The 24,508-nt window shown below is 72.2% G+C and carries 22 protein-coding genes; 9 read left to right on the top strand and 13 right to left on the bottom strand.

Translation table 11 applies throughout. The features are described 5' to 3' along the window. Positions 1–14: 14 nt before the first annotated feature. The gene (hflX, locus tag JQX11_RS05930; RefSeq protein ID WP_204923954.1) at positions 15–1,466 is read right to left on the bottom strand and encodes a GTPase HflX; all 1,452 of its coding nucleotides are present in this window, start codon (positions 1,464–1,466) and stop codon (positions 15–17) included. A gap of 175 nt (positions 1,467–1,641) precedes the next feature. On the opposite strand from hflX, the gene JQX11_RS05925 reads away from it, so the two are divergent. Continuing rightward, the gene (locus tag JQX11_RS05925; protein WP_204923953.1) at positions 1,642–3,114 is read left to right on the top strand and encodes an NAD-dependent malic enzyme; all 1,473 of its coding nucleotides are present in this window, start codon (positions 1,642–1,644) and stop codon (positions 3,112–3,114) included. 399 nt (positions 3,115–3,513) lie between these two features. Here JQX11_RS05925 and dapF read toward each other — a convergent pair whose 3' ends face one another. The 4 genes from dapF to JQX11_RS05905 form a co-directional block, all read right to left on the bottom strand. Next, complete coding sequence (dapF, locus tag JQX11_RS05920) at positions 3,514–4,347, bottom strand: diaminopimelate epimerase (RefSeq protein WP_204923952.1); 834 nt, start codon at positions 4,345–4,347, stop codon at positions 3,514–3,516. Between the two features lie 7 nt (positions 4,348–4,354). Continuing rightward, positions 4,355–5,266 (bottom strand): tRNA (adenosine(37)-N6)-dimethylallyltransferase MiaA, encoded by a 912-nt coding sequence (gene miaA, locus JQX11_RS05915; RefSeq protein WP_204923951.1) that lies wholly within the window; start codon positions 5,264–5,266, stop codon positions 4,355–4,357. After that, on the bottom strand, positions 5,263–6,141 hold the full coding sequence (locus JQX11_RS05910) for a class III extradiol ring-cleavage dioxygenase family protein (protein ID WP_307826083.1): 879 nt from the start codon (positions 6,139–6,141) through the stop codon (positions 5,263–5,265). Before JQX11_RS05910 ends, miaA begins: the two co-directional genes overlap by 4 nt. A 132-nt stretch (positions 6,142–6,273) precedes the next feature. Further along, the gene (locus JQX11_RS05905; protein ID WP_232377255.1) at positions 6,274–6,723 is read right to left on the bottom strand and encodes a hypothetical protein; all 450 of its coding nucleotides are present in this window, start codon (positions 6,721–6,723) and stop codon (positions 6,274–6,276) included. Between the two features lie 254 nt (positions 6,724–6,977). Here JQX11_RS05905 and JQX11_RS05900 point away from each other — a divergent pair, with 254 nt between their 5' ends. The 3 genes from JQX11_RS05900 to JQX11_RS05890 all read left to right on the top strand — a co-directional run bounded on the left by JQX11_RS05900 (position 6,978) and on the right by JQX11_RS05890 (position 12,003). Next, on the top strand, positions 6,978–8,186 hold the full coding sequence (locus JQX11_RS05900; protein WP_204923950.1) for a DUF349 domain-containing protein: 1,209 nt from the start codon (positions 6,978–6,980) through the stop codon (positions 8,184–8,186). Between the two features lie 484 nt (positions 8,187–8,670). Continuing rightward, positions 8,671–10,338 (top strand): cellulase family glycosylhydrolase, encoded by a 1,668-nt coding sequence (locus tag JQX11_RS05895; protein ID WP_204923949.1) that lies wholly within the window; start codon positions 8,671–8,673, stop codon positions 10,336–10,338. A 303-nt stretch (positions 10,339–10,641) separates the two neighbouring features. Beyond that, complete coding sequence (locus JQX11_RS05890; protein ID WP_204923948.1) at positions 10,642–12,003, top strand: pectate lyase family protein; 1,362 nt, start codon at positions 10,642–10,644, stop codon at positions 12,001–12,003. A 47-nt stretch (positions 12,004–12,050) separates the two neighbouring features. On the opposite strand, the gene miaB is transcribed toward JQX11_RS05890, so the two are convergent. Beyond that, a complete protein-coding gene (gene miaB / locus JQX11_RS05885) occupies positions 12,051–13,565 on the bottom strand; it encodes a tRNA (N6-isopentenyl adenosine(37)-C2)-methylthiotransferase MiaB (protein ID WP_204923947.1) in 1,515 nt (504 codons plus the stop codon). A gap of 66 nt (positions 13,566–13,631) precedes the next feature. On the opposite strand from miaB, the gene JQX11_RS05880 reads away from it, so the two are divergent. Next, on the top strand, positions 13,632–13,856 hold the full coding sequence (locus JQX11_RS05880) for a DUF2277 family protein (protein WP_204923946.1): 225 nt from the start codon (positions 13,632–13,634) through the stop codon (positions 13,854–13,856). A 76-nt stretch (positions 13,857–13,932) separates the two neighbouring features. Here JQX11_RS05880 and JQX11_RS05875 read toward each other — a convergent pair whose 3' ends face one another. Both JQX11_RS05875 and selD read right to left on the bottom strand, forming a co-directional pair. After that, positions 13,933–14,412: a hypothetical protein gene (locus JQX11_RS05875; RefSeq protein WP_204923945.1), complete on the bottom strand. Its 480-nt coding sequence runs from the start codon at positions 14,410–14,412 to the stop codon at positions 13,933–13,935. 256 nt (positions 14,413–14,668) lie between these two features. Beyond that, a complete protein-coding gene (selD, locus tag JQX11_RS05870) occupies positions 14,669–15,658 on the bottom strand; it encodes a selenide, water dikinase SelD (protein WP_204923944.1) in 990 nt (329 codons plus the stop codon). A 197-nt stretch (positions 15,659–15,855) separates the two neighbouring features. On the opposite strand from selD, the gene JQX11_RS05865 reads away from it, so the two are divergent. The 4 genes from JQX11_RS05865 to JQX11_RS05850 are packed head-to-tail and all read left to right on the top strand — an operon-like array spanning position 15,856 to position 19,259. Continuing rightward, positions 15,856–16,611, top strand: coding sequence for an amino acid ABC transporter ATP-binding protein (locus JQX11_RS05865; RefSeq protein ID WP_307826082.1), 756 nt, complete (start codon positions 15,856–15,858; stop codon positions 16,609–16,611). 57 nt (positions 16,612–16,668) lie between these two features. After that, positions 16,669–17,547 carry a glutamate ABC transporter substrate-binding protein gene (locus JQX11_RS05860; RefSeq protein ID WP_204923943.1) on the top strand — a complete coding sequence of 293 codons (879 nt, stop codon included), beginning with the start codon at positions 16,669–16,671 and terminating at the stop codon, positions 17,545–17,547. 39 nt (positions 17,548–17,586) lie between these two features. Further along, positions 17,587–18,294 (top strand): amino acid ABC transporter permease, encoded by a 708-nt coding sequence (locus JQX11_RS05855; protein ID WP_204923942.1) that lies wholly within the window; start codon positions 17,587–17,589, stop codon positions 18,292–18,294. Beyond that, positions 18,291–19,259: an amino acid ABC transporter permease gene (locus JQX11_RS05850; RefSeq protein WP_204923941.1), complete on the top strand. Its 969-nt coding sequence runs from the start codon at positions 18,291–18,293 to the stop codon at positions 19,257–19,259. Before JQX11_RS05855 ends, JQX11_RS05850 begins: the two co-directional genes overlap by 4 nt. 68 nt (positions 19,260–19,327) lie before the next feature. On the opposite strand, the gene rny is transcribed toward JQX11_RS05850, so the two are convergent. From rny to JQX11_RS05825, 5 genes are all read right to left on the bottom strand, one after another. After that, a complete protein-coding gene (gene rny, locus JQX11_RS05845; RefSeq protein ID WP_204923940.1) occupies positions 19,328–21,094 on the bottom strand; it encodes a ribonuclease Y in 1,767 nt (588 codons plus the stop codon). 546 nt (positions 21,095–21,640) lie between these two features. Next, on the bottom strand, positions 21,641–22,345 hold the full coding sequence (locus JQX11_RS05840; protein WP_204923939.1) for a 3-keto-5-aminohexanoate cleavage protein: 705 nt from the start codon (positions 22,343–22,345) through the stop codon (positions 21,641–21,643). A 2-nt stretch (positions 22,346–22,347) separates the two neighbouring features. Next, on the bottom strand, positions 22,348–23,061 hold the full coding sequence (locus tag JQX11_RS05835; protein WP_204923938.1) for a regulatory protein RecX: 714 nt from the start codon (positions 23,059–23,061) through the stop codon (positions 22,348–22,350). A gap of 14 nt (positions 23,062–23,075) precedes the next feature. After that, complete coding sequence (gene recA / locus JQX11_RS05830; protein WP_088647146.1) at positions 23,076–24,122, bottom strand: recombinase RecA; 1,047 nt, start codon at positions 24,120–24,122, stop codon at positions 23,076–23,078. A 184-nt stretch (positions 24,123–24,306) separates the two neighbouring features. Continuing rightward, positions 24,307–24,507, bottom strand: a complete 201-nt coding sequence (locus JQX11_RS05825) for a DUF3046 domain-containing protein (protein ID WP_204923937.1) — start codon at positions 24,505–24,507, stop codon at positions 24,307–24,309. Between the last annotated feature and the right edge of the window lies 1 nt (position 24,508).

The following is a 24,508-nucleotide window of genomic DNA, read 5'->3' as shown; positions in this document are numbered from 1 at the left end:
TCACACCGGAGCGCTCACCGACTGCCGGCCACCGCCGGGTCACCCGCCGCCACGAACGGCATCAGCTCGGCGGCCAGCGCCTCGCCCACCCGGACGTGCAGGAGCGTGCCCTCGGGCAGGTGGGAGGTGCTGAGCACCTCGCCCTGCCGGTGCAGCCGGGCCACCAGGTCACCCCGGTCGTACGGCAGCACCGCGCGGACCTCCACGGCCGGGCGGGGCAGCCGCTGCTCGATCACCTCACGCAGCCCGTCGATGCCACGCCCGTTGTGCGCGGAGACGAAGACCGCGTCCGGCCAGAGCCGCTTGAGCCGCAGCAGGGTCTCCTCGTCGGCGGCGTCGGTCTTGTTGACCACCAGCAGCTCGGGCAGCCGGTCGGCACCGACCTCGGAGAGCACCTCGCGCACGGCGCGGACCTGCTCCTCGGGGTCGGGGTGGGTGCCGTCGACCACGTGCACCACCAGATCGGCCTCGGCGACCTCCTCCAGCGTCGAGCGGAACGCCTCGACGATCTGGTGCGGCAGGTGCCGAACGAAGCCCACCGTGTCGGAGAGCGTGTAGACCCGCCCGTCCGAGGTGGTGGCCCGCCGGGTGGTCGGGTCCAGGGTGGCGAAGAGCGCGTTCTCCACCAGCACGCCCGCACCGGTGAGCCGGTTGAGCAGGCTCGACTTGCCGGCGTTGGTGTAACCGGCGATGGCCACGGCCGGCACCGCGTTACGGGAACGGCGGGCGCGCTTGGTCTGGCGTACCGTGCGCATGGCCTTGATCTCGCGGCGCAGCCGGGCGATGCGGTGCCGGATGCGCCGCCGGTCGGTCTCCAGCTTGGTCTCACCCGGGCCACGCAGGCCCACGCCGCCGCCGGCGCCGCCACCCCGCCCGGAACCACCGGTCTGCCGGGAGAGCGTCTCGCCCCAACCACGCAGCCGGGGCAGCAGGTATTCGAGCTGGGCCAGCTCGACCTGCGCCTTGCCCTCCTTGCTCTTGGCGTGCTGGGCGAAGATGTCGAGGATCAGCGCGGTGCGGTCGACGACCTTGACCTTGGTGCGCTGTTCCAGGTTACGCAGCTGGGACGGGGACAGCTCACCGTCGCAGATCACCGTGTCGGCCCCGGTGGAGAGCACCGCCGCGCTGAGATCGTCGACCTTGCCCCGGCCGACGTAGGTGGCCGGGTCGGGGCGGCTGCGGCGCTGGATGAGCCCTTCGAGCACCTGTGAACCGGCGGTCTCGGCCAAGGCGGCCAGCTCGGTCAGCGAATTGTCGGCGTCGCGCTGGGTGCCCTCGGTCCAGACGCCGACGAGGACGACCCGCTCCAGCCGGAGCTGGCGGTACTCGACCTCGGTGATGTCGGTCAGCTCGGTGGAGAGGCCGGGGACCCGCCGCAACGCCTGCCGCTCCGACAGCTCGTACTCACCGGTCGTGGCGTCGAGGTCGTCGTCCGAGTAGGGGGTGTGGGTCTCCTGGTCTCGCAAGCTGCGACTCCTGTCCGTTCTGTGCATGTACCAAGTAATCCTGACATGGGTCAACGCCGAGCGCGACTGCTATATGCCCGTGGTGGAGGTCGCCGAACGCGGGGGCGGCTGCCGCCGTGGCCCGGTGGGCGAGTAGAAATGCTGACGAGCCGCCAGCGACGACGGAGGTATTTCCGTGGCCATCACCCGACTGCCGAGTGCCGGATTCTCGATCACGATCCGGATCGCGGTCCCCGCGGACGCCTCCTCGATCGGCCGGCTGACCACGTCGGTCGGCGAGGCCGGTGCGATCGTCACCGCGCTGGACGTGGTCGACTCCGACCCGACCAACGTGATCGTGGACCTCACCTGCGACACCGCCGACGCCGGCCACGCCGACCAGGTCGTCGAGGCGCTCACCGCGCTCGACGGGGTGGACGTGCGCAAGGTCTCCGACCGGACGTTCCTGCTGCACCTCGGCGGCAAGATCGAGGTGCACTCCAAGGTCGGGCTGCGGACCCGTGACGAGCTGTCCCGGGCGTACACCCCGGGGGTGGCCCGGGTCTGCCAGGCGATCGCCGACAACCCGGCCGACGCCCGCCGGCTCACCATCAAGCGCAACACGGTCGCCGTGGTCAGCGACGGCTCGGCCGTGCTCGGCCTGGGCAACCTCGGCCCGGCGGCGTCGCTGCCGGTGATGGAGGGCAAGGCGGCGCTGTTCAAGCGGTTCGGCGGGGTGGACGCCTGGCCGGTGGTCCTCGACACCCAGGACACCGACGAGATCGTGGCGATCGTCAAGGCCATCGCCCCCGCGTACGGCGGGATCAACCTGGAGGACATCGCCGCGCCGCGCTGCTTCGAGATCGAGGCCCGGCTGCGCGAGGCCCTCGACATCCCGGTCTTCCACGACGACCAGCACGGCACCGCGATCTGCGTGCTGGCCGCGCTGACCAACGCGCTGCGCGTCGTCGGCAAGCAGCTCGCCGACGTCCGGGTGGTCGTCTCCGGGGCCGGCGCGGCCGGCACCGCGATCATGAAGCTGCTGCTGCGCCAGGGCGTCGGCGACATCATCGCGTACGACCGGCAGGGCGCCCTGCACCGCGACCTGCCCGACCTCAACCCGGCCTGGCAGTGGCTGGCCGAGAACACCAACCGGGACAACTACTCCGGCGACCTGGCCGGCGCGGTCCGGGACGCCGACGTCTTCATCGGGGTGAGCGCCCCCAACCTGCTCACCGGTGACGACATCGCCACCATGGCCAAGGACGCGATCGTCTTCGCGCTGGCCAACCCCGACCCGGAGGTCGACCCCCGGGAGGCCCGCAAGCACGCCGCGATCGTCGCCACCGGTCGCTCGGACCAGCCGAACCAGATCAACAACGTGCTCGCCTTCCCGGGGGTGTTCCGCGGCATGCTCGACGCGCACGCCGAGGAGTTCACCGAGGAGATGGCGATCGCGGCGGCCCGCGCCATCGCCGACGTGGTCGGCGAGGACAAGATCAACCCGACGGTCATCGTGCCGAGCGTCTTCGACTCCCGGGTCGCCCCGGCGGTCGCCGCCGCCGTCCGGGCCGCCGCCCAGAACCCGGCCGTCACCCCGCCGCCGGCCGCCGACCCGGGCCCTGCCGACCTCCCCGAGATCGCCGCCACCGCCAGCGCCACCCCCTGACCCCTTCCCCCTCAAAGCCCCGCCTCCCGCCAGCCGACCCAGCCCCGGCCGGGCTCGCCCCGGCTTCGGCGGGCCCCGGCCTGGCTAGCCCCGGCCCCGCTGACCCCGGCCTGCCTGGCCCCGGCCCCGCTGGCCCCGGCCCCGCTGGCCCCGGTGATCAAGAAGTTTGCGTCACCCCGACCGGCACTCGATGACGCAAACCTCTTGGTCACCGCGCGCCACCCCGTCAGGGCCTGGTGATCAAGAGGTTTGCGTCATCCGCCACGCCGATTCTGACGCAAACCTCTTGATCAACGAGGCGGGGCGGAGCGGGGCGGAGCGAGGCGGGGCGACGCAGCGGGGTGCGGCGGGGTGGCGGAGCGGGGCGAGGCGGAGCGCGGGTGGGGCGGGGGGTAGCGGTCAGGTGAGGGTGAGGGTGCCGGTGGCGACGAGGACGGCGGGGCCGGCGAGCCAGCAGGAGTCGGCGGTGACCGTGACCGTGAGCCGGCCACCGGGGACGTCCACCGCCACGACGCCGGTGTCCAGGGTGGCGTCGCTCAGCGCCACGGCGGCGACCGCGCAGGCGCCGGTGCCGCAGGACAGGGTCTCGGCCGAGCCGCGCTCGTAGACCCGCATCAGGATGTGGCCGTCGGTGCCGTCGACCGGGTCGGCGGGGGCGGTGAACTCGACGTTCACCCCGTGCGGGAAGACCCGGGGGTCGAATTCGGGCGCGCGGGTCAGGTCCAGGTCGGCCAGCTCGATTCCGGCCGGCAGGGCGCAGACCAGGTGCGGGTTGCCGACGTCCACCGCCGTACCGGGCAGGGTCAGCCCGCCGAGGACGGCGTGGGAGGCGTCGTACAGCCGGGGGCGGCGCATCTCGACGGCGATGGTGTCGCCGTCGACCCGGGCCCGCACCAGGCCGGCGCGGGTCGCCACCGGCAGGGTTGCGCCGGTGGGGGTGGCCAGCCCGGTCGCCAGCAGGTAGCGGACGAAGACCCGGGACCCGTTGCCGCACATCTCGGCGAACGAGCCGTCGGAGTTCCAGTAGTCCATGAACCACTCGGCTTCACCGGCGAGGGCGACCCCGTCGGGGTGTTTCGCCGCGCGGACGACCCGCAGCACGCCGTCGCCGCCGAGGCCGCGCCGCCGGTCGCAGAGCGCGGCGACCAGGCCGGGGGTCAGGTCGAGGGTGCCGTCCGGATCGGGCAGGACGACGAAGTCGTTGCCGGTGCCGTGGCCCTTGGTGAACTCCACGCCCCCATCATCGCCGATGCCCGGCGACCACCCGCAGGGCAGTCTCGACAACCGTCGGTTCGGTCGGGTCCAGCCAGTGGATGCGCTGGTCACGGCGGAACCAGGAGCGTTGCCGTCGGACGAACCGGCGGGTGGCCCGGATCGTCTCCTCCCGTGCCTGCGCCTCGTCGGTCTCCCCGGCCAGGAACCGCAGCACCTGCTGGTAGCCGAGCGCCCGGCTGGCCGTCCGGCCGTCGGCCAGGCCCTGCCCACGCAGCGCGCGTACCTCGGCGACCAGTCCGTCGGCCCACATCCGGTCGACCCGCACCGCGATCCGCTCGTCGAGCAGCACGGTGTCGAGGTCGACGCCGAGCTGCACCGCCGGGTAGTACGGGGTCGGGTCGGGCAGCGAGGCGGTGAACGGCGCACCGGTCAGCTCGATCACCTCCAGCGCCCGGACGATGCGTCGACCGTTGCCGGGCAGGATGCCCGCCGCCGCCACCGGGTCGGCCCCGGCCAGCCGGGCGTACAGCGGGGCCGGGCCGAGCTGCGCCAGTTCCGCCTCCAGCCGTTCGCGTACCGCCGGGTCGGTGCCGGGGAACTCGAACTGTTCGAGCACCGCCCGCACGTACAGGCCGGAGCCGCCGACGAGCAGCGGCACCCGCCCCCGGGCCAGGATGTCGTCGACCGCCGCGCGGGCCAGCCGCTGGTATTCGGCGACGCTGGCCGGCTCGGTGACCGGCCAGATGTCCAGCAGGTGGTGCGGCACCCCGTCGCGCTCGGCGGGGGTGAGCTTGGCGGTGCCGATGTCCATGCCCCGGTAGAGCTGCATCGAGTCGGCGTTGACCACCTCACCGTCGAGGGCGTGTGCCAGGGCGATGCTCAGCGCCGACTTGCCCGCCGCGGTCGGGCCCACCACGGCGACGACCGTGCCGCTCACCGCGTCACACCGCCCGCCGCCGTCCCGGCGTCACCCGCCGCCGTCCCGGCATCGCCCACCGGTGTCCCGTCCGGGCCGGGCGGGTCCGTCCGCGTCCAGGAGGCCACCAGGTAGCCGACACCGTAGGGGACGCCGTGGTGACGCAGTTCGCCGTGCCAGTCGCCGCCGGCCGCGCGGACCGCCCCGGCCAGCACCTGCCAGGCCGGCCGACCGGCGACCCCCAGCCGCGCCGACAGCCCCCGGTCCAGACCGAGCAGCGCGTCGGCGTCCGCGTCGGCCAGGGCACGGGCGACCCCCTCGTCGTACGCCCCGGCGCGCGGATCGTCGTAGCCTGGCGCTTTCGGGCCGTGGCAGGCCGACCCGTCACCGAGCACCAGCAGGGCCCACGGCCCGTCCACCCGCAGCCCGGCGCCGAGGGTGGCGCACCGGTCGGCCGGCTCGTCCGACGCGACGCTCACCAGCCGCCAGGCGGTCGGGGTCGGCGGGGCGGTCCGGTCGACCAGCCAGGCCCCGACCAGCAGACTCAACGGCAGCCCCTCGTCGTCGGCCGACGGCGACACCGGCTCGTCGTCGGCCGACGGAGGCACCGGTTCGACGCCGGCCGACGGAGGCACCGGCTCGACGCCGGCCGTTGCGAGACCGACCGTGAGGGGCAGACCCCAGGGGGCGAAGCTGCCCCGGCGGGGCAGCGCCAGTTCGGTGGTGCGCTCACCGGCACCGACCAGCACGACGGTGTCCGCCCCGGCCGCATAGAGGGCGGCGACGGCGGCGGCGCAGGCGTCACGCAGCTCCGCCAGCTCGGGCGCAGCGGCCCCGGCCAACTCGGGGACGATCAGCGGCGGGTGCGGGCAGACGGCGGCGGCGAGCAGTGGCACCAGGCAACGGTAACGGCCGGGCACCGCCCGCTCCGCCCACCCCGCCGCCCGGCCCCGGGCGCACAGGCCCTGCGGCCCTGCTGCCCCGGGGCCATCGGCCATGTGGTCAGCCGGACCGGGTGGCGGGGGCGGTCAGCCGGTCTGGCCGCCCCAGCCGCCCTGGACCATGGTCTGGAACCGCCACTGCCCGCCGGTGCGGACCAGCAGGTCGGCGTAGCGCACCCGCTGGCGTTGGCCGTCGAGGGTGAACTCGGCCTCGGTGAGCACCACGGCCAGGCTGCGGGTGAGGAAGTAGGGCGTGCGGCGGCTCTCCATCTGCAGGTCGCCTCCGCCGCCGAGGACGCCGCCCATCATCTCCAGGTAGGCCGCCCGGTCGAGCTGGCGGGCCGAACCCTCGCCGGCCGCGTCGTCGGTGACCGTGTTGAGCGGGAACATCGCCAGGTCGGCGGTGCCGGTCACGTCGCCCGCCTCGGCCAGGGCGTCGTACCGGCGGAACCACTCGTCCAGCTCGGCGAGATCGGCGGCGTCGGGCACGAACCCGGGGTCGGCCGGGGGCGTCATCCGGGTGTGGGACTGCGTCATCCTGCTCCTCCTCGCCCGCCCGGGGCACGGGCGGCAATGTCGGTGTACGGCCTACCGTACACCGTACGGCGGATTGCGACACTCGCCCCACGGAGCCTGTGTGTGGGTGCTAGGACACCGTATGGTCACGGTCAGAGACAGGCGCTCGACGCGGACGGGGGCGGACCTGTGACAATGCCGGGAGCAAGTTGGCTGCGCCGTGGCGGCGATCGCGGGGGGTTTCCCGACGACGCCGGGAGAACGAGGATGGGCACATGAGCGACTGGACTGCCTTCGGACGGGTGGACGCGGACGGCACCGTGTACGTGAAGACCAGCGAGGGCGAGCGGGTGGTCGGATCCTGGCAGGCGGGCGCGCCCGAGGAGGGCCTGGCCCACTTCGCCCGCCGCTTCGCCGACCTGGTCACCGAGGTGGACCTCACCGAGGCCCGGCTCAACTCGGGCGCCGCCGACGCGGGAGGTTCGCTGAGCACCGTACGGCGGATCCGCGCCTCGCTGGCCGAGGCCCACGTCGTGGGGGACATCGACGCCCTCGCCGCGCGCCTGGACAAGCTCGCCGTGCTCGCCGAGGAGAAGGCCGGCGAGGCCCGTGCCGCCCGGGAGGCCGCCCGGGGCGAGGCGCTCGCCCGTAAGACCGCCCTGGTCGAGGAGGCCGAGAAGCTGGCCGCCGAGTCGACCGGCTGGAAGACGGCCGGTGACCGGCTCAAGGAGATCCTCGACGAGTGGAAGACCATCCGGGGGGTCGACAAGAAGGCCGACGGTGAGCTGTGGAAGCGGTTCGCCGCCGCCCGGGACGGCTTCACCAGGCGTCGGGGCGCCCACTTCGCCTCCCTCGACCAGCAGCGCAAGCAGGCGCACACGGTCAAGGAGGAGCTGGTCGCCGAGGCCGAGAAGCTCTCCGACTCCACCGACTGGGCGGCCACCGCCAACCAGCTCAAGGAGCTGATGAACCAGTGGAAGGCCGCCCCGCGCGCCTCCAAGGAGTCGGAGCAGAAGCTCTGGGAACGGTTCCGCGCCGCCCAGGACGCGTTCTTCAGCCGGCGCAGTGAGGTCTTCTCGGCCCGGGACAACGAGCAGCGGGCCAACCTGGAGCGCAAGCAGGCGCTGCTGGCCGAGGCCGAGGCGCTCGACGTCGACGGCGACCCGAAGGGCGCCCAGGCGAAGCTGCGCGATATCCAGGCCCAGTGGCACGAGGCGGGCCGGGTGCCCCGGGAGGCCGCCGCCGGCCTGGAGCGGCGGCTGCGGGCCATCGACGACAAGGTCCGCGAGGTGATGGACTCGGCCTGGCGGCGGACCACCAAGGAGGACAACCCGCTGCTCGCCCAGATGCGGGCGCAGGTCGCCGAGGCCGAGGAGCGGCTCGCCCGCGCCCAGGCCGCCGGGGACGCCCGCCGGGTCAAGGAGGCCGAGCAGGCGCTCGCCTCCAAGCGGCAGTTCCTCCAGCTCGCCGAACAGGCCGGCTGACCCCGACCGGCCGTCCTCCGCCCCGGTTGGGTGGACACGCCGGTTGGACGGACACGCCGGTTGGATAGACATACATGAGCCCCCGGTCCCGGGTGAAGGGACCGGGGGCTCACGCGTGTCCGCCCTGGTCGCCGAGCGGACCACCCGGCGGGGCCCGTGCGGGGAGCATCCCGGGCACACCGGTGACCAGCCGGAACGACCCTTCCGGCGGGGCCGCCGCGACCTGCGGTTGACGCATCGAGACCGGCTGATCAGAATGGGCGGCAGAGCCAGGTCGATCCCACCGGCGCGAGGGCACCGACGACGGACACCGTCGTCGGGAGTCGCCGGTGCACCGCAGCGAGTGGCCGTGTCCACGTGACCCGGCACGTCGCGCACTGTCCGCGTATCCCGTAACGAGCGGGACGGACGGCGGCGGCCGGCTTTCCCCCCGGTTTTCCGCCCGCGTCGCCTCGCGACGCCGGGCATCCGAAGTGGAGCCCGCATGTACCGACCTCGCATTCTCGGCGCCGCGCTCACCGCGCTCGCCACCGCTGCGGCAGGCGTGTTCGTCGCCGCCGCCGTCGGCACCACCCCGGCCGCCGCCGCCGTCGGCGGCACCGGCACCGGCTACCTGCACACCAACGGCAACAAGATCGTCGACAGCACCGGCGCGACGGTACGGCTGACCGGCATCAACTGGTTCGGCATGGAGACCGACAACCGCACGTTCCACGGCCTGTGGTCGAACAACCCGTGGCGTGGGCAGCTCGACAAGATGGCCAGCCTGGGCTACAACACGCTGCGCATCCCGTACTCGAACGACTCGGTGAAGCCGGGCGCGACCGCCACCGGGATCAACGACTTCGTCAACCCGGACCTGGTCGGGCTCTCCCCGTTGCAGATCCTCGACAAGGTGATCGACTACGCCGGCAGCAAGGGCATGCGGGTCATCCTGGACCGGCACCGGCCGACGTCGGCCGGTCAGTCGCCGCTCTGGTACACCCCGACGGTCTCCGAGGCGACCTGGCTCGCCGACTGGAAGATGCTGGCCCAGCGGTACGCCGGCAACACCACGGTGATCGGCGCGGACCTGCACAACGAGCCGCACGCCGAAGGCACCAACCCGGCCGCGACCGGCGCCTGCTGGGGCTGCGGCGACACCACCCGGGACTGGCGGCTGGCCGCCGAGCGGGCCGGTAACGCCATCCTCGGGGTGCAGCCGAACTGGCTGATCTTCGTGGAGGGGGTGAGCTGCCCCAGCGGCGGTCTGTCGAACGTCTGGGACAACGACACCAGCAACGACGAGGACTGCGGCTGGTGGGGTGGCAACCTGTCCAAGGCCGGGCAGTTCCCGGTCCGGCTGAACGTGGCGAACCGGCTGGTCTACTCGCCGCACGAGTACGCCACCAGCGTCTACGAGCAGGAGTGGTTCAAGGCGGCCGACTTCCCGGCGAACCTGCCGGCGGTCTGGGACCGCTACTGGGGTTACCTCTACAAGCAGAACATCGCCCCGATCATGATGGGCGAGTTCGGCAGCACCCTGGCCGACCCCCGGGACAAGGTGTGGCTGGAGAAGCTGATGGCCTACACCGGCACCGGCGTCAACGGGATGTCCTTCACCTACTGGTCGTGGAACCCCAACTCGGGTGACACGGGTGGCATCGCGCTCGACGACTGGACCAACATCAACACCGCCAAGCAGGCGATCCTCCAGCCGTACCTGATCCCGCCGGTGGCCGGTGGGGCCGACCCGACGGGCACCCCGACGCCGAAGCCGCCGACCACCACCCCGGTGCCGCCGACCACGACCCCGCCGCCGCCCACCACCACGCCCCCGCCGCCCACCACCACGCCCCCGCCGGCGGGTGGCTGCACCGCCACCTACAAGCAGGTCAACGCCTGGCAGGGTGGCTTCCAGGGTGAGCTGACCGTCAAGAACACCAGTTCGTCGGCGGTGAACCCGTGGTCGGTGACCTGGACCTGGCCGGCCGGGGTGACCCTGGTCAACGGCTGGAACGCCACGGTCACCCAGTCCGGCACGACGGTGACCGCCGCCGGGCCGAACTACGCGCCATCGCTGGCGGCAGGCGCGTCGATCACCGTGGGCTTCACCGCCAACGGTACGGCCGCCGCCCCGGCCTCGGTGAAGCTCAAGGGCACCGCCTGCTGAGCTGAGCATGTCCACACCCGGCGGGCCGCCTGTCGACACGTCCGTCGACCGGCGGCCCGCCGGCCGTTGCGGCACTGCCGGGAGGTGGCCGGCATGCCGATTTACATCCGCCACTGTCTATGCTTTGCTCGGGAAAGCGCTTGTCCGGGCCGCGGGCGCACCACACGGGAGCCACCTCGTACCGACCTGACCCCCGGCAGGGGCCGATCGGCGAACGCGGCGAGTCACCGGTGCCCACGGGCGCGGCAACCACCGGCGGCTCCCCCGTCGACGGCCGCCTGTCCCACCCGAAAGGGACGCAGCATGCGCACACCTCGGCGTCGTACGACGCTGATCGCCGCCACCACCGTCGCCCTGCTCGCCACCGGCACGCTCACCGCCGTCGCCGCCCACGCCGCCCCCGGCTGCGCGGTCAGCTACACCGTCGGCGGGCAGTGGCAGGGCGGATTCACCGGCAACATCACCATCACCAACCTCGGCGACCCGCTGTCGGGCTGGAGCCTGCGCTGGTCGTACTCGGCCGGCCAGACGGTCAGTGACGCTTGGAACGCCACCGTGGCCCAGAGCGGCAGCACGGTGACCGCCACCAATGTGGGCTACAACGGGAGCGTGCCGACCGGCGGCAGCGTCTCGTTCGGCTTCAACGGCACCTGGAACAACTCCAGCAACCCGACGCCGACCAGCTTCACCGTCAACGGGGTGACCTGCACCGGAAGCACCGCCCCCACCGGTGCGCCGACCACCCCGCCGTCGGCCACACCCCCGCCGATGACGCCCCCGGCGACCACCCCGCCGCCCAGCGTGCCGCAGACCGGCCTGGTCGGCTGGGCTACCCAGAACGGCGGCACCACCGGCGGCGGCAGCGCCGGCGCGACGACCGTCTCCACCGCTTCGGCGCTGACCAGCGCGTTGAACGCCACGGGTGCGGCGGTGATCCGGGTCTCCGGCACCATTAACTGCTCGGGCATGCTGCGGGTCCGCTCCAACAAGACGGTGCTCGGCAACGCCGGGGCGACCATCGTCGGCTGCGGGTTCACCGTCAACGGCGACCGCAACGTGATCATCCGCAACCTGACGTTCCGCAACTGGAGCGACGACGCGGTCAACGTGGAGAGTTCGGCCACCAACATCTGGATCGACCACAACACGTTCAGCAACGGCTACGACGGCACCGTCGACATCAAGCGCGGCTCCGACTTCGTCACCGTCTCCTGGAACCGGGTCTACAGCCACGACAAGACGATGCTGCTCGGGCACAGCGACGACAACGGCGGCCAGGACATCGGCCACCTGCGGGTGACCTACCACCACAACTGGTACGACGGCAGCAAGCAGCGCAACCCCCGGGTCCGTTTCGGCAACCCGGTGCACGTCTACAACAACTACTACTACAACAACGCCGGCTACGGCGTGGCGTCCACGATGAGCGCCGGGGTGCTCGTCGAGGGCAACTACTTCGAGAACGTCAAGGACACCTACCACCTCGGCGAGGCCGACTCCGGGCCGGGGAGCCTGGTGGCCCGCAACAACCACTTCGTCAACTCGCCTGCCGGGCAGACCGGCGGCAGCGTCGCCGGCATCCCGTACCCGTACACCCTGGACAACGCAAGCAGCGTGAAGTCCATCGTGACGGCGGGTGCCGGCGCGGGCCGGATCTCGGTCTGACCGGGCACCGGTCGGGGTCCGCGGCGTGGCGGGCCCCGGCCGGGGCGTCAGTGCGCGGCGCAGCCGGCCGTCGGCGCGGGCGGCGCGGCCGGCGCACCGACCGTGGGCAACCCGAGCAACACCCCGGGGGTACGCGGGGCACGGCCCGCCTCGGCGGCGTCCCCGGCCCGGGTGCGGCGGTGTGCCAGCGGCGCGCCGTCGGCGTTGAGGTGGTGCGGGGCGGCGTAGGTGACGGTGGTGTGCACGATGTCGCCCGGCCGGACGGTGCCGGCCGCGCCCGGCTCACCGGGCGCGCCGGTGGCGAAGTGCACCAGGCGGCCGTCGCGGGCCCGGCCGGAGAGCCGGCCGGTGCGGTCGTCCTTGCGTCCCTCGCCGACGGCGACCAGCACCTCGACGGTCTCGCCGACCAGACGCTTGTTCTCCGCCCAGGTGATCTCCTCGACGCAGGCGATCAGCCGCTCGTAGCGTTCCTGCACGACCTGCTTGGGCAGTTGGCCGTCCATGGTCGCGGCCGGGGTGCCGGGGCGCTTGGAGTACTGGAAGGTGAACGCCGACGAGAACCGGGCCGCGCGGACCACGTCGAGGGTGCGCTCGAAGTCCGCCTCCGTCTCGCCGGGGAAGCCGACGATGATGTCGGTGGTGATCGCCGCGTCGGGCATCGCCGCGCGGACCTTCTCGATGATGCCGAGGTACTTCTCCGACCGGTACGACCGGCGCATCGCCTTCAGCACGTCGTCCGAGCCGGACTGCAACGGCATGTGCAGCGAGTGGCAGACGTTCGGGGTCTCGGCCATCGCGGCGATCACGTCGTCGGTGAAGTCCTTCGGGTGCGGGCTGGTGAACCGCACCCGTTCCAACCCGTCGATCTCGCCTGTCGCGCGCAGCAGCTTGCCGAAGGCGTACCGGTCGCCGAACTCGACGCCGTAGGAGTTGACGTTCTGCCCGAGCAGGGTCACCTCCAGCACGCCCTCGGCGACCAGCGCGCGCACCTCGGCGAGGACGTCACCGGGGCGGCGGTCCTTCTCCTTACCGCGCAGCGAGGGCACGATGCAGAACGTGCAGGTGTTGTTGCAGCCCACCGAGATCGACACCCAGCCGGCGTACGTCGACTCGCGCCGGGTCGGCAGGGTGGACGGGAAGACGTCGAGGGATTCGAGGATCTCCACCTCGGCGGCGGTGTTGTGCCGGGCCCGTTCCAGCAGCACCGGCAGCGAGCCGATGTTGTGCGTGCCGAAGACCACGTCCACCCAGGGGGCCTTGCGGACGATGTCGCCGCGGTCCTTCTGGGCCAGGCAACCGCCGACGGCGATCTGCATCCCGGGGTGCCTGTCCTTCACGGGGCGCAGGTGACCGAGGTTGCCGTAGAGCCGGTTGTCGGCGTTCTCCCGGACGGCGCAGGTGTTGAACACCACCACGTCCGGGTTGTCGTCGGCCTCGGCGAGCCGCACGTAACCGGCCTGTTCGAGCAGGCCGGAGATGCGCTCGGAGTCGTGCACGTTCATCTGGCAGCCGTACGTGCGCACCTGGTAGGTGCGCGGGCTGCCCGCGGCTGCGGTAGTCATGACGTGCACAGCGTATCCGGGCCGACCGACCCGGGCCGACCGGGAAGACCCCGACGAGGAGGAACCATGTGCCGGAGCATCAAGACCCTGCGCGAGCCGTACGTCCCGACGGTCACCCCCGCCGACATCGAGGCGGCGGCGTTGCAGTACGTGCGGAAGGTGTCCGGTTTCCGGGCCCCGGCGGCACACAACGCGGCGGCGTTCGACGCGGCGGTGCAGGCGGTGGCCGCCGCCACTGCGACCCTGCTGGACCAGTTGCAGGTCCGCAGCACCCGCCCGACCGCCCCCTGACCGCGGCTCACCGGCCCGGACCGGACCGCGGCGGGGCCGGGTCGGATCGGACCGCGGCGTGGGCCGGGCCGGGCGGTCAGGCGGCGGCGAGGGCCGGGTTGACCGAGTCCGGTTCCCAGCGCGACCGGCAGCACCGCGACCAGCCCCGGCAGCCCGGGTGCGCCAGGGTGCAGAGCCGGCGCTCGGAGAGCACCTCGCCGTCGTCGGTCTCGGTGATCTCGAAGTGCACCGGGCGGATCGTGCCGTCCGGGGCGACCAGCAGGTGCCGGCCGGCATCGAGGGTGTCGTCGGCCAGCAGGCAGTCCCGGTCGAGCAGCCGGGCCAGCGCGGCGACCGCGCTCAACTCGTGCAACGACTCGGGTACGCCGTAGCAGTCGACGATCGTCCCGAACTCCCCCGGGGCCTCCCAGACGTCGCAGATCACCGCGTACGTGGGCAGCCGGGCCGGGTCCGCCACGGCCAGGGGCATCACCACCCGACCGAGGGCCTCGGCCAGCGCCGGGTACACCTCGTCGGGTGCGACCCCGTCGATTCTCCAGTTCCACAGCTCGGTCATGCCGCCTCCTCGCTGCGTTCGTCCCACCGGCCTCCGGATCGGGCCTTAATGACGATGGTGGGGGGCATATGACCTCAGCCGGGGACAAGTTACCGGTCTGTGACCATTCCGGGCAAAATTTCCTGACGCTCCGCTGCGCCGAGTAGCAGGAAAATGACAGTTTATCGGGTACGGTGCCCCGCCGCCGCCGTCATCCGCGCCGCCGGTCCGGGCCATCCGGCACCCGCCCCGGGGCGGGTGCCGGATGGCCGGCACGTCAGCGGACGACGACCATCGACTCCCCCCGGGGCAGCAGCTCGCCGATCACCGTGCCACCGGGCACCTCGCCGGCCAGCAGCAGGCCGCCGGAGGTCTGCGCGTCGGCCAGCAGCAGCCGGTCGGCCTCACCCGTCGATCCGAAACCAGTCCACGGGCTGACCCAGTCCAGGTTGCGTCGGGTGCCGCCGCTGACGTGCCCGTCGCGCACCGCCTGGCGGGCACCGGGCAGGTAGGGCACCCGGGCCGCGTCGATGGCCACCGTCAGGCCACTGGCGCGGGCCAGCTTGGAGGCGTGCCCGAGCAGCCCGAAACCGGTCACGTCGGTGCCGCAGCGGATACCGGCCGCGACGGCGGCGCGCGCCGCGTCCCGGTTGAGCGTGGTCATCGACGCCACCGCCTCGGCGGAGACCTCGCCGGTGGCCTTGTGCCTGGTGTTCAGCACCCCGACGCCGAGCGGCTTGGTCAGCGACAGCGGCAGCCCGGCCCGCCCGGCGTCCAGGGTGATCAACTCGTCGGGGCGGACCAGCCCGGTCACCGCCAGCCCGTACTTCGGGCCGTCGTCGTCGACGCTGTGCCCGCCGGCCAGGTGGCAGCCGGCCTCCCGGGCCACGTCCTGCCCGCCGCGCAGCACCTCCCGGGCCAGCTCCAGCGGGAGGGTGTCCCGGGGCCAGCAGAGCAGGTTGATGGCGACCAGCGGGGTGCCGCCCATGGCGTACACGTCGGACAGGGCGTTCGCGGCGGCGATGCGCCCCCAGTCGTAGGCGTCGTCGACGACCGGGGTGAAGAAGTCGGCGGTGGTGACCACGCCGGTCCGCGCGTCCAGCCGGACCACCGCGGCGTCGTCGCCGTGGTCCAGGCCGACCAGCAGTTCGGCGGTGCCGGTGGCCGGTCCGAGGCCGGCGACCATCGCCTCCAGCTCACCCGGCGGGATCTTGCAGGCGCAGCCGCCACCACGCGCGTACTCGGTCAGGCGGACCCGGTCGGTCATCCCCCCATGATCTCCGTCACTCCGCCGCACCGCCACCTGACGGCCCGTCGGGGTGACGGAATTCGGACGTCGGCGTACACCCGACACCGGTGTTACCTCTCCGTGACCCGTTGGGTTGCGATCCGCCACGTCGCCCCGCCTACAGTGGCCCAACCGGGGGTCGACCGACCCCGCTTTCCGGTACGACGACAGGGACGGTGGACGACGTGGCGACCGGCGAACCGCTGATCGTGCTGGACAAGGTCAACAAGTGGTTCGGCCCCCTGCACGTGCTCGACGACGTGTCACTCTCGGTGGGCAAGGGCGAGGTCGTGGTGGTGATCGGGCCGTCCGGCTCGGGCAAGTCGACGCTCTGCCGGACGATCAACCGGCTGGAGCCGATCAACGACGGGACGATCACCTTCGACGGCCGGCCGCTGCCGGCCGAGGGGCGGGCGCTGGCGAAGCTGCGCAGCGAGGTCGGCATGGTCTTCCAGTCGTTCAACCTTTTCGCCCACAAGACCATCCTGGAGAACGTCACCCTCGGGCCGGTCAAGGTCCGCAAGGAGAAGCCGGCCGCCGCCCGCGAGCGCGGCCTGGCCCTGCTCGACCGGGTCGGCATCGCCAACCAGGCCGACAAGCACCCGGCCCAGCTCTCCGGCGGCCAGCAGCAGCGGGCGGCGATCGCCCGCGCGCTGGCCATGCAGCCCAAGGCGATGCTCTTCGACGAGCCGACCAGCGCGCTCGACCCGGAGATGGTCGGCGAGGTGCTCGACGTGATGACCTCGTTGGCGAGCGAGGGCATGACGATGGTGGTGGTGACCCACGAGATGGGCTTCGCCCGGCACGCCGCCAACCGGGTGATCTTCATGGCGGACGGGCAGCTCGTCGAGGACGCCCCGCCGACGGAGTTCTTCGCCAACCCGCGCAGCGAGCGGGCCCGGGACTTCCTCTCCAAGATCCTCACGCACTAGGCGTCCGTAGTGGAGCGCGCCGGTCACCGGTGCATTCCGACGAAGAAGGAGTTCAGTATGCGTATGAAGCGCGTGGCGGCAGTCGCCGCGGCGGCCACTCTGGCGCTCGGCATGGCCGCCTGCGGTGGCGACGACGCCGACGAGGGCACCGGCGCCGGCAGCAAGTCCTTCGCCGCCGGCAGCACCATGGAGAAGCTCAACAAGGCGCAGAAGATCAAGGTCGGCACCAAGTTCGACCAGCCCGGCTTCGGCCAGAAGGGCCTGTCGGGCAAGCCGGAGGGCTTCGACGTCGAGATCGCCAAGCTCATCGTCAAGGAGCTGGGCATCCCCGAGGACAAGATCGAGTACGTCGAGACGCCGTCGAAGGTCCGTGAGGACGTCATCGTCAACGGCACCGTCGACCTCGTCGCGGCGACCTACACGATCAACGACAAGCGCAAGGAGCGGATCGCCTTCGCGGGCCCGTACTACGAGGCCGGCCAGAACATCCTGGTCAAGAAGGACGACACCACCATCACCGGGCCGGACTCGTTCAAGGACGGCGCCAAGAAGGTCTGCTCGGTGACCGGGTCCACCCCGGCCGAGGAGATCAAGAAGTACGTCAAGGACGTCGGCACCCAGCTGGTGCTCTTCGACACCTACGACAAGTGCCGCGACGCCCTCAAGGGCGGTCAGGTCGACGCCGTCACCACCGACAACGTGATCCTGCTCGGCTACGTCGCCAAGGACGAGGCGTCGTTCAAGCTCGCCGGGGACAACTTCACCAAGGAGCCGTACGGCATCGGGGTGAAGAAGGAGGACACCGACTTCCGCAACTTCGTCAACGACACGCTGGAGAAGGCGTTCAACGACGGCAGCTGGAAGAAGGCGTGGGACGACACCGCCGGCAAGTTCGGCGCGGAGCTGGGCAGCGCGCCCACCGTCAACCGTTACTGATCTGACCTCGATCTGGAGGGTGGGGAGGAACACCGACCCGTGAGTGTGCTCATCGACAAGTTCGACGTCTTCGCGGGTGGTTTCTGGCTCACCCTCCAGATCTGCGTCCTCGCCGCGATCGGTGCCCTGATCCTGGGCGCCGTCGTGGCGGTGCTGCGCATCTCGCCGGTGCCGCCGCTGCGCGCCGTCGGCACCGCGTACGTGAACGTCTTCCGGAACATGCCGTTGACGGTGGTGATGTTCTTCGCCGCCTTCGGCCTGCCGGCGCTCGGCTCCAACGCCGACTTCCTGCGCGTCCCGGTGCTGGATTCGCTGTTCACCCGGCTCGGCACCGACCTGCCGTACTTCCGCTTCGCGCTGATCGCCCTGGTGCTCTACACCGCCGCCTTCGTCTGCGAGGCACTGCGCTCCGGGGTCAACGCGGTACCGCCGGGCCAGGCCGAGGCCGCCCGGTCGCTCGGCCTGACCTTCGGCCAGAACCTGCGGTACGTGGTGCTGCCGCAGTCCTGGAAGGCGTCGGTGGTGCCGCTCGGCTCGGTGATCATCGCGATGATCAAGAACTCCGCGCTGATCGGCTTCTTCGGCGTGGTCGGCGACCTGTCCCAGACCGCCGACCAGCTCACCTCCGCCGAGGGCTACGCCTTCATCCCGGTCGCCATCGGCATCTCGATCGGTTACCTGATCATGACCGTGCCGCTCGGCGCACTGCTCGACCGGCTGGAGAAGCGACAGGCGGTGGCCCGATGAGTCAGCAGACCAGCGTCCTGTACGACGTCCCCGGCCCGCGCCAGCGCCGGATCACCCTGATCAGCAGCGTCGTCGCCACCGTGCTGCTGGCCGTCGGGGCGTACTTCCTGATCTACCGGCCGCTGGACGACAAGGGCCAGTTCTCGATGGAGCTGTGGGGGCCGCTGGTCGACCCCTCCAACGAGAACTTCTCCCAGGTGTGGGACCGGATCGGCCTCGGCCTCAAGAACACCCTCACCGCCGCCGCGCTGGCCATCGTCGCCTCGCTGGTGGTCGGCACCCTGCTCGCGGTGCTGCGCATCCAGCTCAAGAGCCTCACCCGGCGACGCTTCACCGGGATGGCCACCCCGGTGGCCTACCTGCTGCGCGGGCTGAGCGCCGTGCTCTCGGCGGTCACCCGGGTCTGCGTCGAGGTGTTCCGGGGCCTGCCGGTGGTGCTCACCATCTTCTTCGTCGCCCGGGGCTTCCCCGAGTTCGGCATCTCCTTCGACACGCTGTGGTACCTGGTCATCGGCCTGACCGTCTACAACTCCGTGGTCATCGCCGAGATCCTCCGCTCCGGCATGGAGGGGCTGCCCGGCGGGCAGGCCGAGGCCGCCGCCGCGATCGGCCTCTCCCCCGCGCAGACCACCCGGATGATCCTGCTCCCCCAGGCGTTCCGGATCATGCTGCCCGCGCTGATCAGCCAGCTCGTCGTGGTACTCAAGGACACCTCGCTGGGCTTCATCATCAGCTACGAGGAGACCCTCAACATCGGCAAGCAGATCATCGGCGTGCTGGACAACCCGATCCAGGTCTACGTGGTGATCGCCGCGCTGTTCATCCTGGCCAACTACTCGCTGTCGAAGCTGGCCCAGTTCGTCCAGCGGCGGCTCTCCCGGGGCCGCAAGTCCGTCGGGAAGGCGGCCCCGCCGCCCCCGGCCGCCGCGCTCGCCTCCCAGGCGGAGGGCACAGGCGGCAACTGAACCAACCACCCCGTACGACAGCGAGGGCCGGCCCGGAGATCCGGGCCGGCCCTCGCTGTCGTACGGGGTCAGCGGGCGATCTCGGTGACCCGGGACTCGCGGACCACGGTCACCCGGATCTGCCCCGGGTAGGTCAGCTCCTCCTCGATCTGCTTGGCCACGTCCCGGGCGAGGACCGCCGCGCCGATGTCGTCGACGTCGTCCGGCTTGACCATCACCCGGATCTCCCGGCCCGCCTGCATCGCGAAGACCTTCTCCACGCCGAGCTTGCCGGCCGCGATCTCCTCGATCCGCTCCAGCCGCTTGACGTACGCCTCCAGGCTCTCCCGCCGGGCCCCCGGCCGCCCGCCCGAGCACGCGTCGGAGGCCTGGGTGAGGACCGCCTCGATGGTCTGCGGCGGCACCTCGTTGTGGTGCGCCTCGATGGCGTGCACCACATCCTCGCTCTCGCCGTACTTGCGGGCCAGGTCGGCACCGATGATGGCGTGACTGCCCTCCACCTCGTGGGTGAGCGCCTTGCCGATGTCGTGCAGGAACGCCGACCGCTTGATCGTCGGTACGTCCAACCGCAGCTCGGCGGCCATGATCCCGGCGATGTGCGCGGTCTCCACCAGGTGCTTGAGCACGTTCTGCCCGTACGACGTGCGGTAGCGCAGCCGGCCGAGCAGGGTGACCAGCTCAGGGTGGATCTCGGTGATGCCCACCTCGACCAGGGCGTCCTCGGCGGCCCGGTGGCACAGCTCCTCCACCTCTTGGCGGGCCAGGTCGTGCACCTCCTCGATCCGGTGCGGGTGGATGCGCCCGTCGAGGACCAGCTTCTCCAGGGTGAGCCGGCCGACCTCGCGGCGCACCGGGTCGAAGCAGGACAGCAGCACCGCCTCCGGGGTGTCGTCGATGATCAGGTTGACCCCGGTCACCGACTCGAAGGCGCGGATGTTGCGACCCTCCCGGCCGATGATCCGCCCCTTCATCTCGTCCCCCGGCAGGTGCAGCACACTGACCACGCTCTCCGCGGTCTGCTCGCTGGCCACCCGCTGGATGGCGTCCACCACGATGTGCCGGGCGCGCTGCTCGGCGGTGTTGCGGGCGTCGGACTCGATGTCCCGCACCAGCAGCGCCGCCTCCCGCTTCGCCTGCGTCTCGATCGCCTCGATCAGCTCGGTGCGGGCCGAGTCGGCGGTGAGCCCGGCGACGCGTTCCAGTTCCCGCCGGCGCTGCTCCTCGGCCACCGTCAGGGCGGCCTCCCGGGCGGTGACCGCCGCCTCCCGCTCGGCCAGCGCGGCACTGGCGGCGGTGAGCTGCCGCTCCCGTTCGGCCAGCCGCTCCACCTCCTCGGTGTGCAGCCGCTCCCGCTCGTCCATCCGGGCGGCCCGGCGTTCCACCTCGGCCGCCTGCTCCCGCGTCGTCGCGGCGAGCACCGCCACCTCACGCTCACCGCTGCGCCGGGCGCTGGCCCGCAACTGCTCGGCGTCCGCCTCGGCCTGCTTGTGCGCCCGCTCCAGGACGGTGTCCGCCTCGGCGCGGGCGTCGTCGAGGACCCGGCGGGCCTCCGCGCGGGCCGACTTCGCCTCCGCCTTCGCCCCGGCTGCCTCGGCCCGCGCCGCCGAGGCGGCGGACTTCGCCACGTCGATGGTGCTGTTCACCTCGTCGGCGGCGCTGCGCAGCGCGGCCAGCGACTGTTCCTGCCGGTCCTTCTCCGCGATGAAGGCGGGATCGTCCGGGGCGGGGGCGGTGCCGATCCGGCGCAGCGCCCGTACGCCGACCAGGACGACGCCGACCACGACGAGGGCGAGGAGCCCGACGACGATCAGGAGCACCACGTCGAAGGTGCTCATGCCGGCGTCCCGTCACCCGGGCCGGTGGGCCGCAACACCGTGCCGGCGCGACCGTGCGCGCCACCACCTCCTGGGGACCCCCGGTCCCTGTGCCGACCAGCCATGGTCGCGCCTCCCCAAACGTCTACGCCGCAGGGGAACCGTGCCGACGGGCACGCCACCTCTGCGGCTCCGGACGCCCGACCGAGCGGCTGGCCGTGGGGATAGCTCTCCGTCGGCGATGCCCATGCGGCATCGCCGACAGCCGGGTGCAGTTGTCGGGTCGGCTCCGGACCGGCTGTCCGGAGGGACCGTCAAGGCCGGTGGAGCTGGCCAAAGTGATGCGGTTCTGTTACGCGATCTATGTTGTGCGCTTAGCCTGCGCTTGGTCGGGCAAAGTGAGCCTGTATGGCGAGGCTAGGTCGCGGGAGGCCGTTCGGTCAAGAACTCATGATCAAACCCCCCGAACGGAGAGAGTTGGCAACGTCACCCACTGGTGATCCAAATCCGGACACGGCGCTGCAAAAATCCCAAATATCCGCAGTGGTGGGACCGGACCCGGTCGGGTCAGCGGGCACCCAGTGCGCGGGCGCAACCCGCCAGGGCAGCGTTGTCGGGGGCGGGTGAGCCGTCCGGCAGACGCAGGGTGTCCTCCAGACCGATCCTGGTGTCCAGGCCCCGGCGGACCGCCTCCAGGAGCACCGGCCAGGTCGCCGGCCCCTCGCCGTGCAGCAGCACCGGAGGATCGCCGGGGGCGAGGAGGGCGAGCATGTCGGCGGCGTCGGCCAGCGCCCGGTCCGGCTCGTCGGCCAGGCACTCGACCAGGACCCGCCCGGCGGGCACCCGCCAGCCCCGCCAGGCGCGGACCGCGTCCACCGTCCAGAGGCCGACCTCGACCAGCACACCCCGCTCGTGCAGCGCCGCCGCGACCGCCTCGGCACCGTCCTCGTGGGCGTTGACCGAGGCGAAGTCGGGTAGCACCGACCAGGCGCGGACAGCGGCGACCCGGTCGGCCGGGTCGGGTGCGATCCACGCGCCGGTGCTCACCCCCACCGGCAGCCCCGGCCGGGCGGCGCGGATCGTGGTCACCGCCTCGGCGATCACCGACGGCGACAGCGACTCGGCACCGTCGGCGTCCCGGGGATGGACGTGCACCGCCGCCACCCCCAGCGCGGCACAGCGGACCGCGTCGGCGGCCAGCTCGGCTGCGGTCAGCGGCACGGCGGGATGCTCGTCGCGCCGTCGTGCACCGTTGAGGGACGCCTTCCACACGGTCAGCCCCGCTCGCCCTCGGCGTCGGCCAGCGCGTCGGCGTCGATCTGCTCGGCGAACTCGGCCGCCTCGGCGCTCTGGGCGGCCAGGGCGTCCTTCACCGCCCGGATCGCCACCCCGGGCGGATAACCCTTGCGGGCGAGCATGCCGACCAGCCGGCGGAACACCGCGTCGGGCTCGCCCCGGGCGGTCCGCAGCTTCCGGTCGACCAGGGCGCGGGCGGTCTGCGCCTCGGTCTCCTCGTCCAACTCGCCGAGCGCCTCGCTGGCCACCTCGCCGTCCACGCCACGCTGGCGCAGCTCGTTGGCCAGGGCCCGGCGGGCCAGCCCGCGACCGTTGTGCCGGCTGGATACCCAGGCGCGGGCGAAGGCCGCGTCGTCGATGATGCCGACCTCGTCGTAGCGGTCGAGCACCTGGGCGGACACCTCGTCGGAGATGCCCTTCTTCGCCAGCGCCCCGGCCAGCTCGGCCCGGGTACGCGGGCGCACCGCGAGCTGCCGCAGGCAGATCTCCCGGGCCACCTCGCCCTCGTCCCGGGGGGTCGGCTCGACCTGCCCCGGCGCGTCCTCGTCGGCCCGTCCCCGGCGACCCCGACGGGGGCGGGTGCCACCGGCCCGGGTCGGATCGTCGGCATCGGTGCGGGAGGGGTCGTCGGCACCCGCGCGGGGTGGGGAGGCGTCCCACCCCCGCCCCGTGCGGGCGCGTCGTCCTGCCATCGGGGGGCGACCGGTCAGAAGTCGACAGGCGGCAGCTCAGGGCCACCGGCGGCGTCACCCGCGCCGACCCCGACCCCGAGCTTCTCCAGGATCTTCTTCTCGATCTCGGCGGCCACGTCCGGGTTCTCCTTCATGAACTCCCGGGCCTTCTCCTTGCCCTGGCCGAGCTGGTCACCGTCGTAGGTGTACCAGGCGCCGGACTTGCGGATGATCGCCTGCTCCACGCCGACGTCGATCAGCGAGCCCTCGCGGGAGATGCCCTTGCCGTACATGATGTCGAACTCGGCCTGCTTGAACGGCGCGGCGACCTTGTTCTTCACGACCTTGACCCGGGTGCGGTTACCGACCACGTCGGTGCCGTCCTTGAGGCTCTCGATGCGGCGCACGTCGAGCCGGACCGAGGCGTAGAACTTCAGCGCCCGACCACCGGTGGTGGTCTCGGGCGAGCCGAACATGACGCCGATCTTCTCGCGGAGCTGGTTGATGAAGATCGCCGTGGTGCCCGTGTTGTTGAGCACGCCGGTGATCTTCCGCAGCGCCTGGCTCATCAGCCGGGCCTGGAGACCGACGTGGCTGTCGCCCATCTCACCCTCGATCTCGGCGCGCGGCACCAGGGCCGCCACCGAGTCGATCACGATGATGTCGATCGCGCCGGAGCGAACCAGCATGTCGGTGATCTCCAGCGCCTGCTCGCCGGTGTCCGGCTGGGAGACCAGCAGGGCGTCGGTGTCGACGCCGAGCGCCTTGGCGTAGTCGGGGTCGAGCGCGTGCTCGGCGTCGACGAAGGCGGCGATGCCGCCGGCCCGCTGGGCGTTGGCCACCGCGTGCAGGGCGACCGTGGTCTTACCGCTGGACTCGGGGCCGTAGATCTCGACGACCCGGCCCCGGGGCAGGCCACCCACGCCGAGCGCCACGTCGAGCGCGATGGAACCGGTCGGGATGACCGAGGTCTGGACGACCGGGCGCTCGCCCAGCCGCATCACCGACCCCTTGCCGAACTGCTTGTCGATCTGAGCGAGAGCAAGGTCGAGTGCCTTCTCCCGGTCGGGCCCTGCGGCCATGTTTGCCACTCCTGCCTTCGCCGGCGTCTTTCCTGAGCTTCGCGTCACGCGGACACGCTAGGCGCTGGGTCCGACAGAAAACCAGCCGACGGGCCGCGAGCTGTGGACGAGCACCCCGCTGTGGACAATAGCCGAACAGGTGTACGAGTCGGCAAGCGACACGCGGACGGGGTTCGACGGCAGCTCAGCGTAGTCGCGCCGGCACCCGGTCGGGGTACGCGGCGACCACCGCCCGCCACACCACGTGGGTCTGCTCGCCGGCCGCGAGGGCCTGCTCGATGGTCCGCCCGTCGAGTTGGGAGAGCACCTGGTCGCTGGCGATGCTGGTCGCGTAGCCCGACCCGAACGCCTCGTCCAGCCGGGTCCAGAAGTCGGTCAACCGCACG

Origin of the sequence: Micromonospora humida (genome assembly GCF_016901255.1) — a bacterium.
GTDB lineage: Bacteria > Actinomycetota > Actinomycetes > Mycobacteriales > Micromonosporaceae > Micromonospora > Micromonospora wenchangensis.
The sequence above is the reverse complement of the archived record's forward strand: the minus strand, read 5'-3'. Positions and strand labels throughout refer to the sequence as shown.

Coding starts and splice junctions, on each gene's coding strand:
- recA (WP_088647146.1), bottom strand. CDS start 24,122: ATGGCCGCAGGGCCCGACCGGGAGAAGGCACTCGACCTTGCTCTCGCT.
- JQX11_RS05895 (WP_204923949.1), top strand. CDS start 8,671: ATGTACCGACCTCGCATTCTCGGCGCCGCGCTCACCGCGCTCGCCACC.
- miaB (WP_204923947.1), bottom strand. CDS start 13,565: ATGACTACCGCAGCCGCGGGCAGCCCGCGCACCTACCAGGTGCGCACG.
- JQX11_RS05835 (WP_204923938.1), bottom strand. CDS start 23,061: ATGGCAGGACGACGCGCCCGCACGGGGCGGGGGTGGGACGCCTCCCCA.
- JQX11_RS05880 (WP_204923946.1), top strand. CDS start 13,632: ATGTGCCGGAGCATCAAGACCCTGCGCGAGCCGTACGTCCCGACGGTC.
- JQX11_RS05905 (WP_232377255.1), bottom strand. CDS start 6,723: ATGACGCAGTCCCACACCCGGATGACGCCCCCGGCCGACCCCGGGTTC.
- JQX11_RS05890 (WP_204923948.1), top strand. CDS start 10,642: ATGCGCACACCTCGGCGTCGTACGACGCTGATCGCCGCCACCACCGTC.
- JQX11_RS05900 (WP_204923950.1), top strand. CDS start 6,978: ATGAGCGACTGGACTGCCTTCGGACGGGTGGACGCGGACGGCACCGTG.
- selD (WP_204923944.1), bottom strand. CDS start 15,658: ATGACCGACCGGGTCCGCCTGACCGAGTACGCGCGTGGTGGCGGCTGC.
- JQX11_RS05875 (WP_204923945.1), bottom strand. CDS start 14,412: ATGACCGAGCTGTGGAACTGGAGAATCGACGGGGTCGCACCCGACGAG.
- JQX11_RS05850 (WP_204923941.1), top strand. CDS start 18,291: ATGAGTCAGCAGACCAGCGTCCTGTACGACGTCCCCGGCCCGCGCCAG.
- JQX11_RS05860 (WP_204923943.1), top strand. CDS start 16,669: ATGCGTATGAAGCGCGTGGCGGCAGTCGCCGCGGCGGCCACTCTGGCG.
- rny (WP_204923940.1), bottom strand. CDS start 21,094: ATGAGCACCTTCGACGTGGTGCTCCTGATCGTCGTCGGGCTCCTCGCC.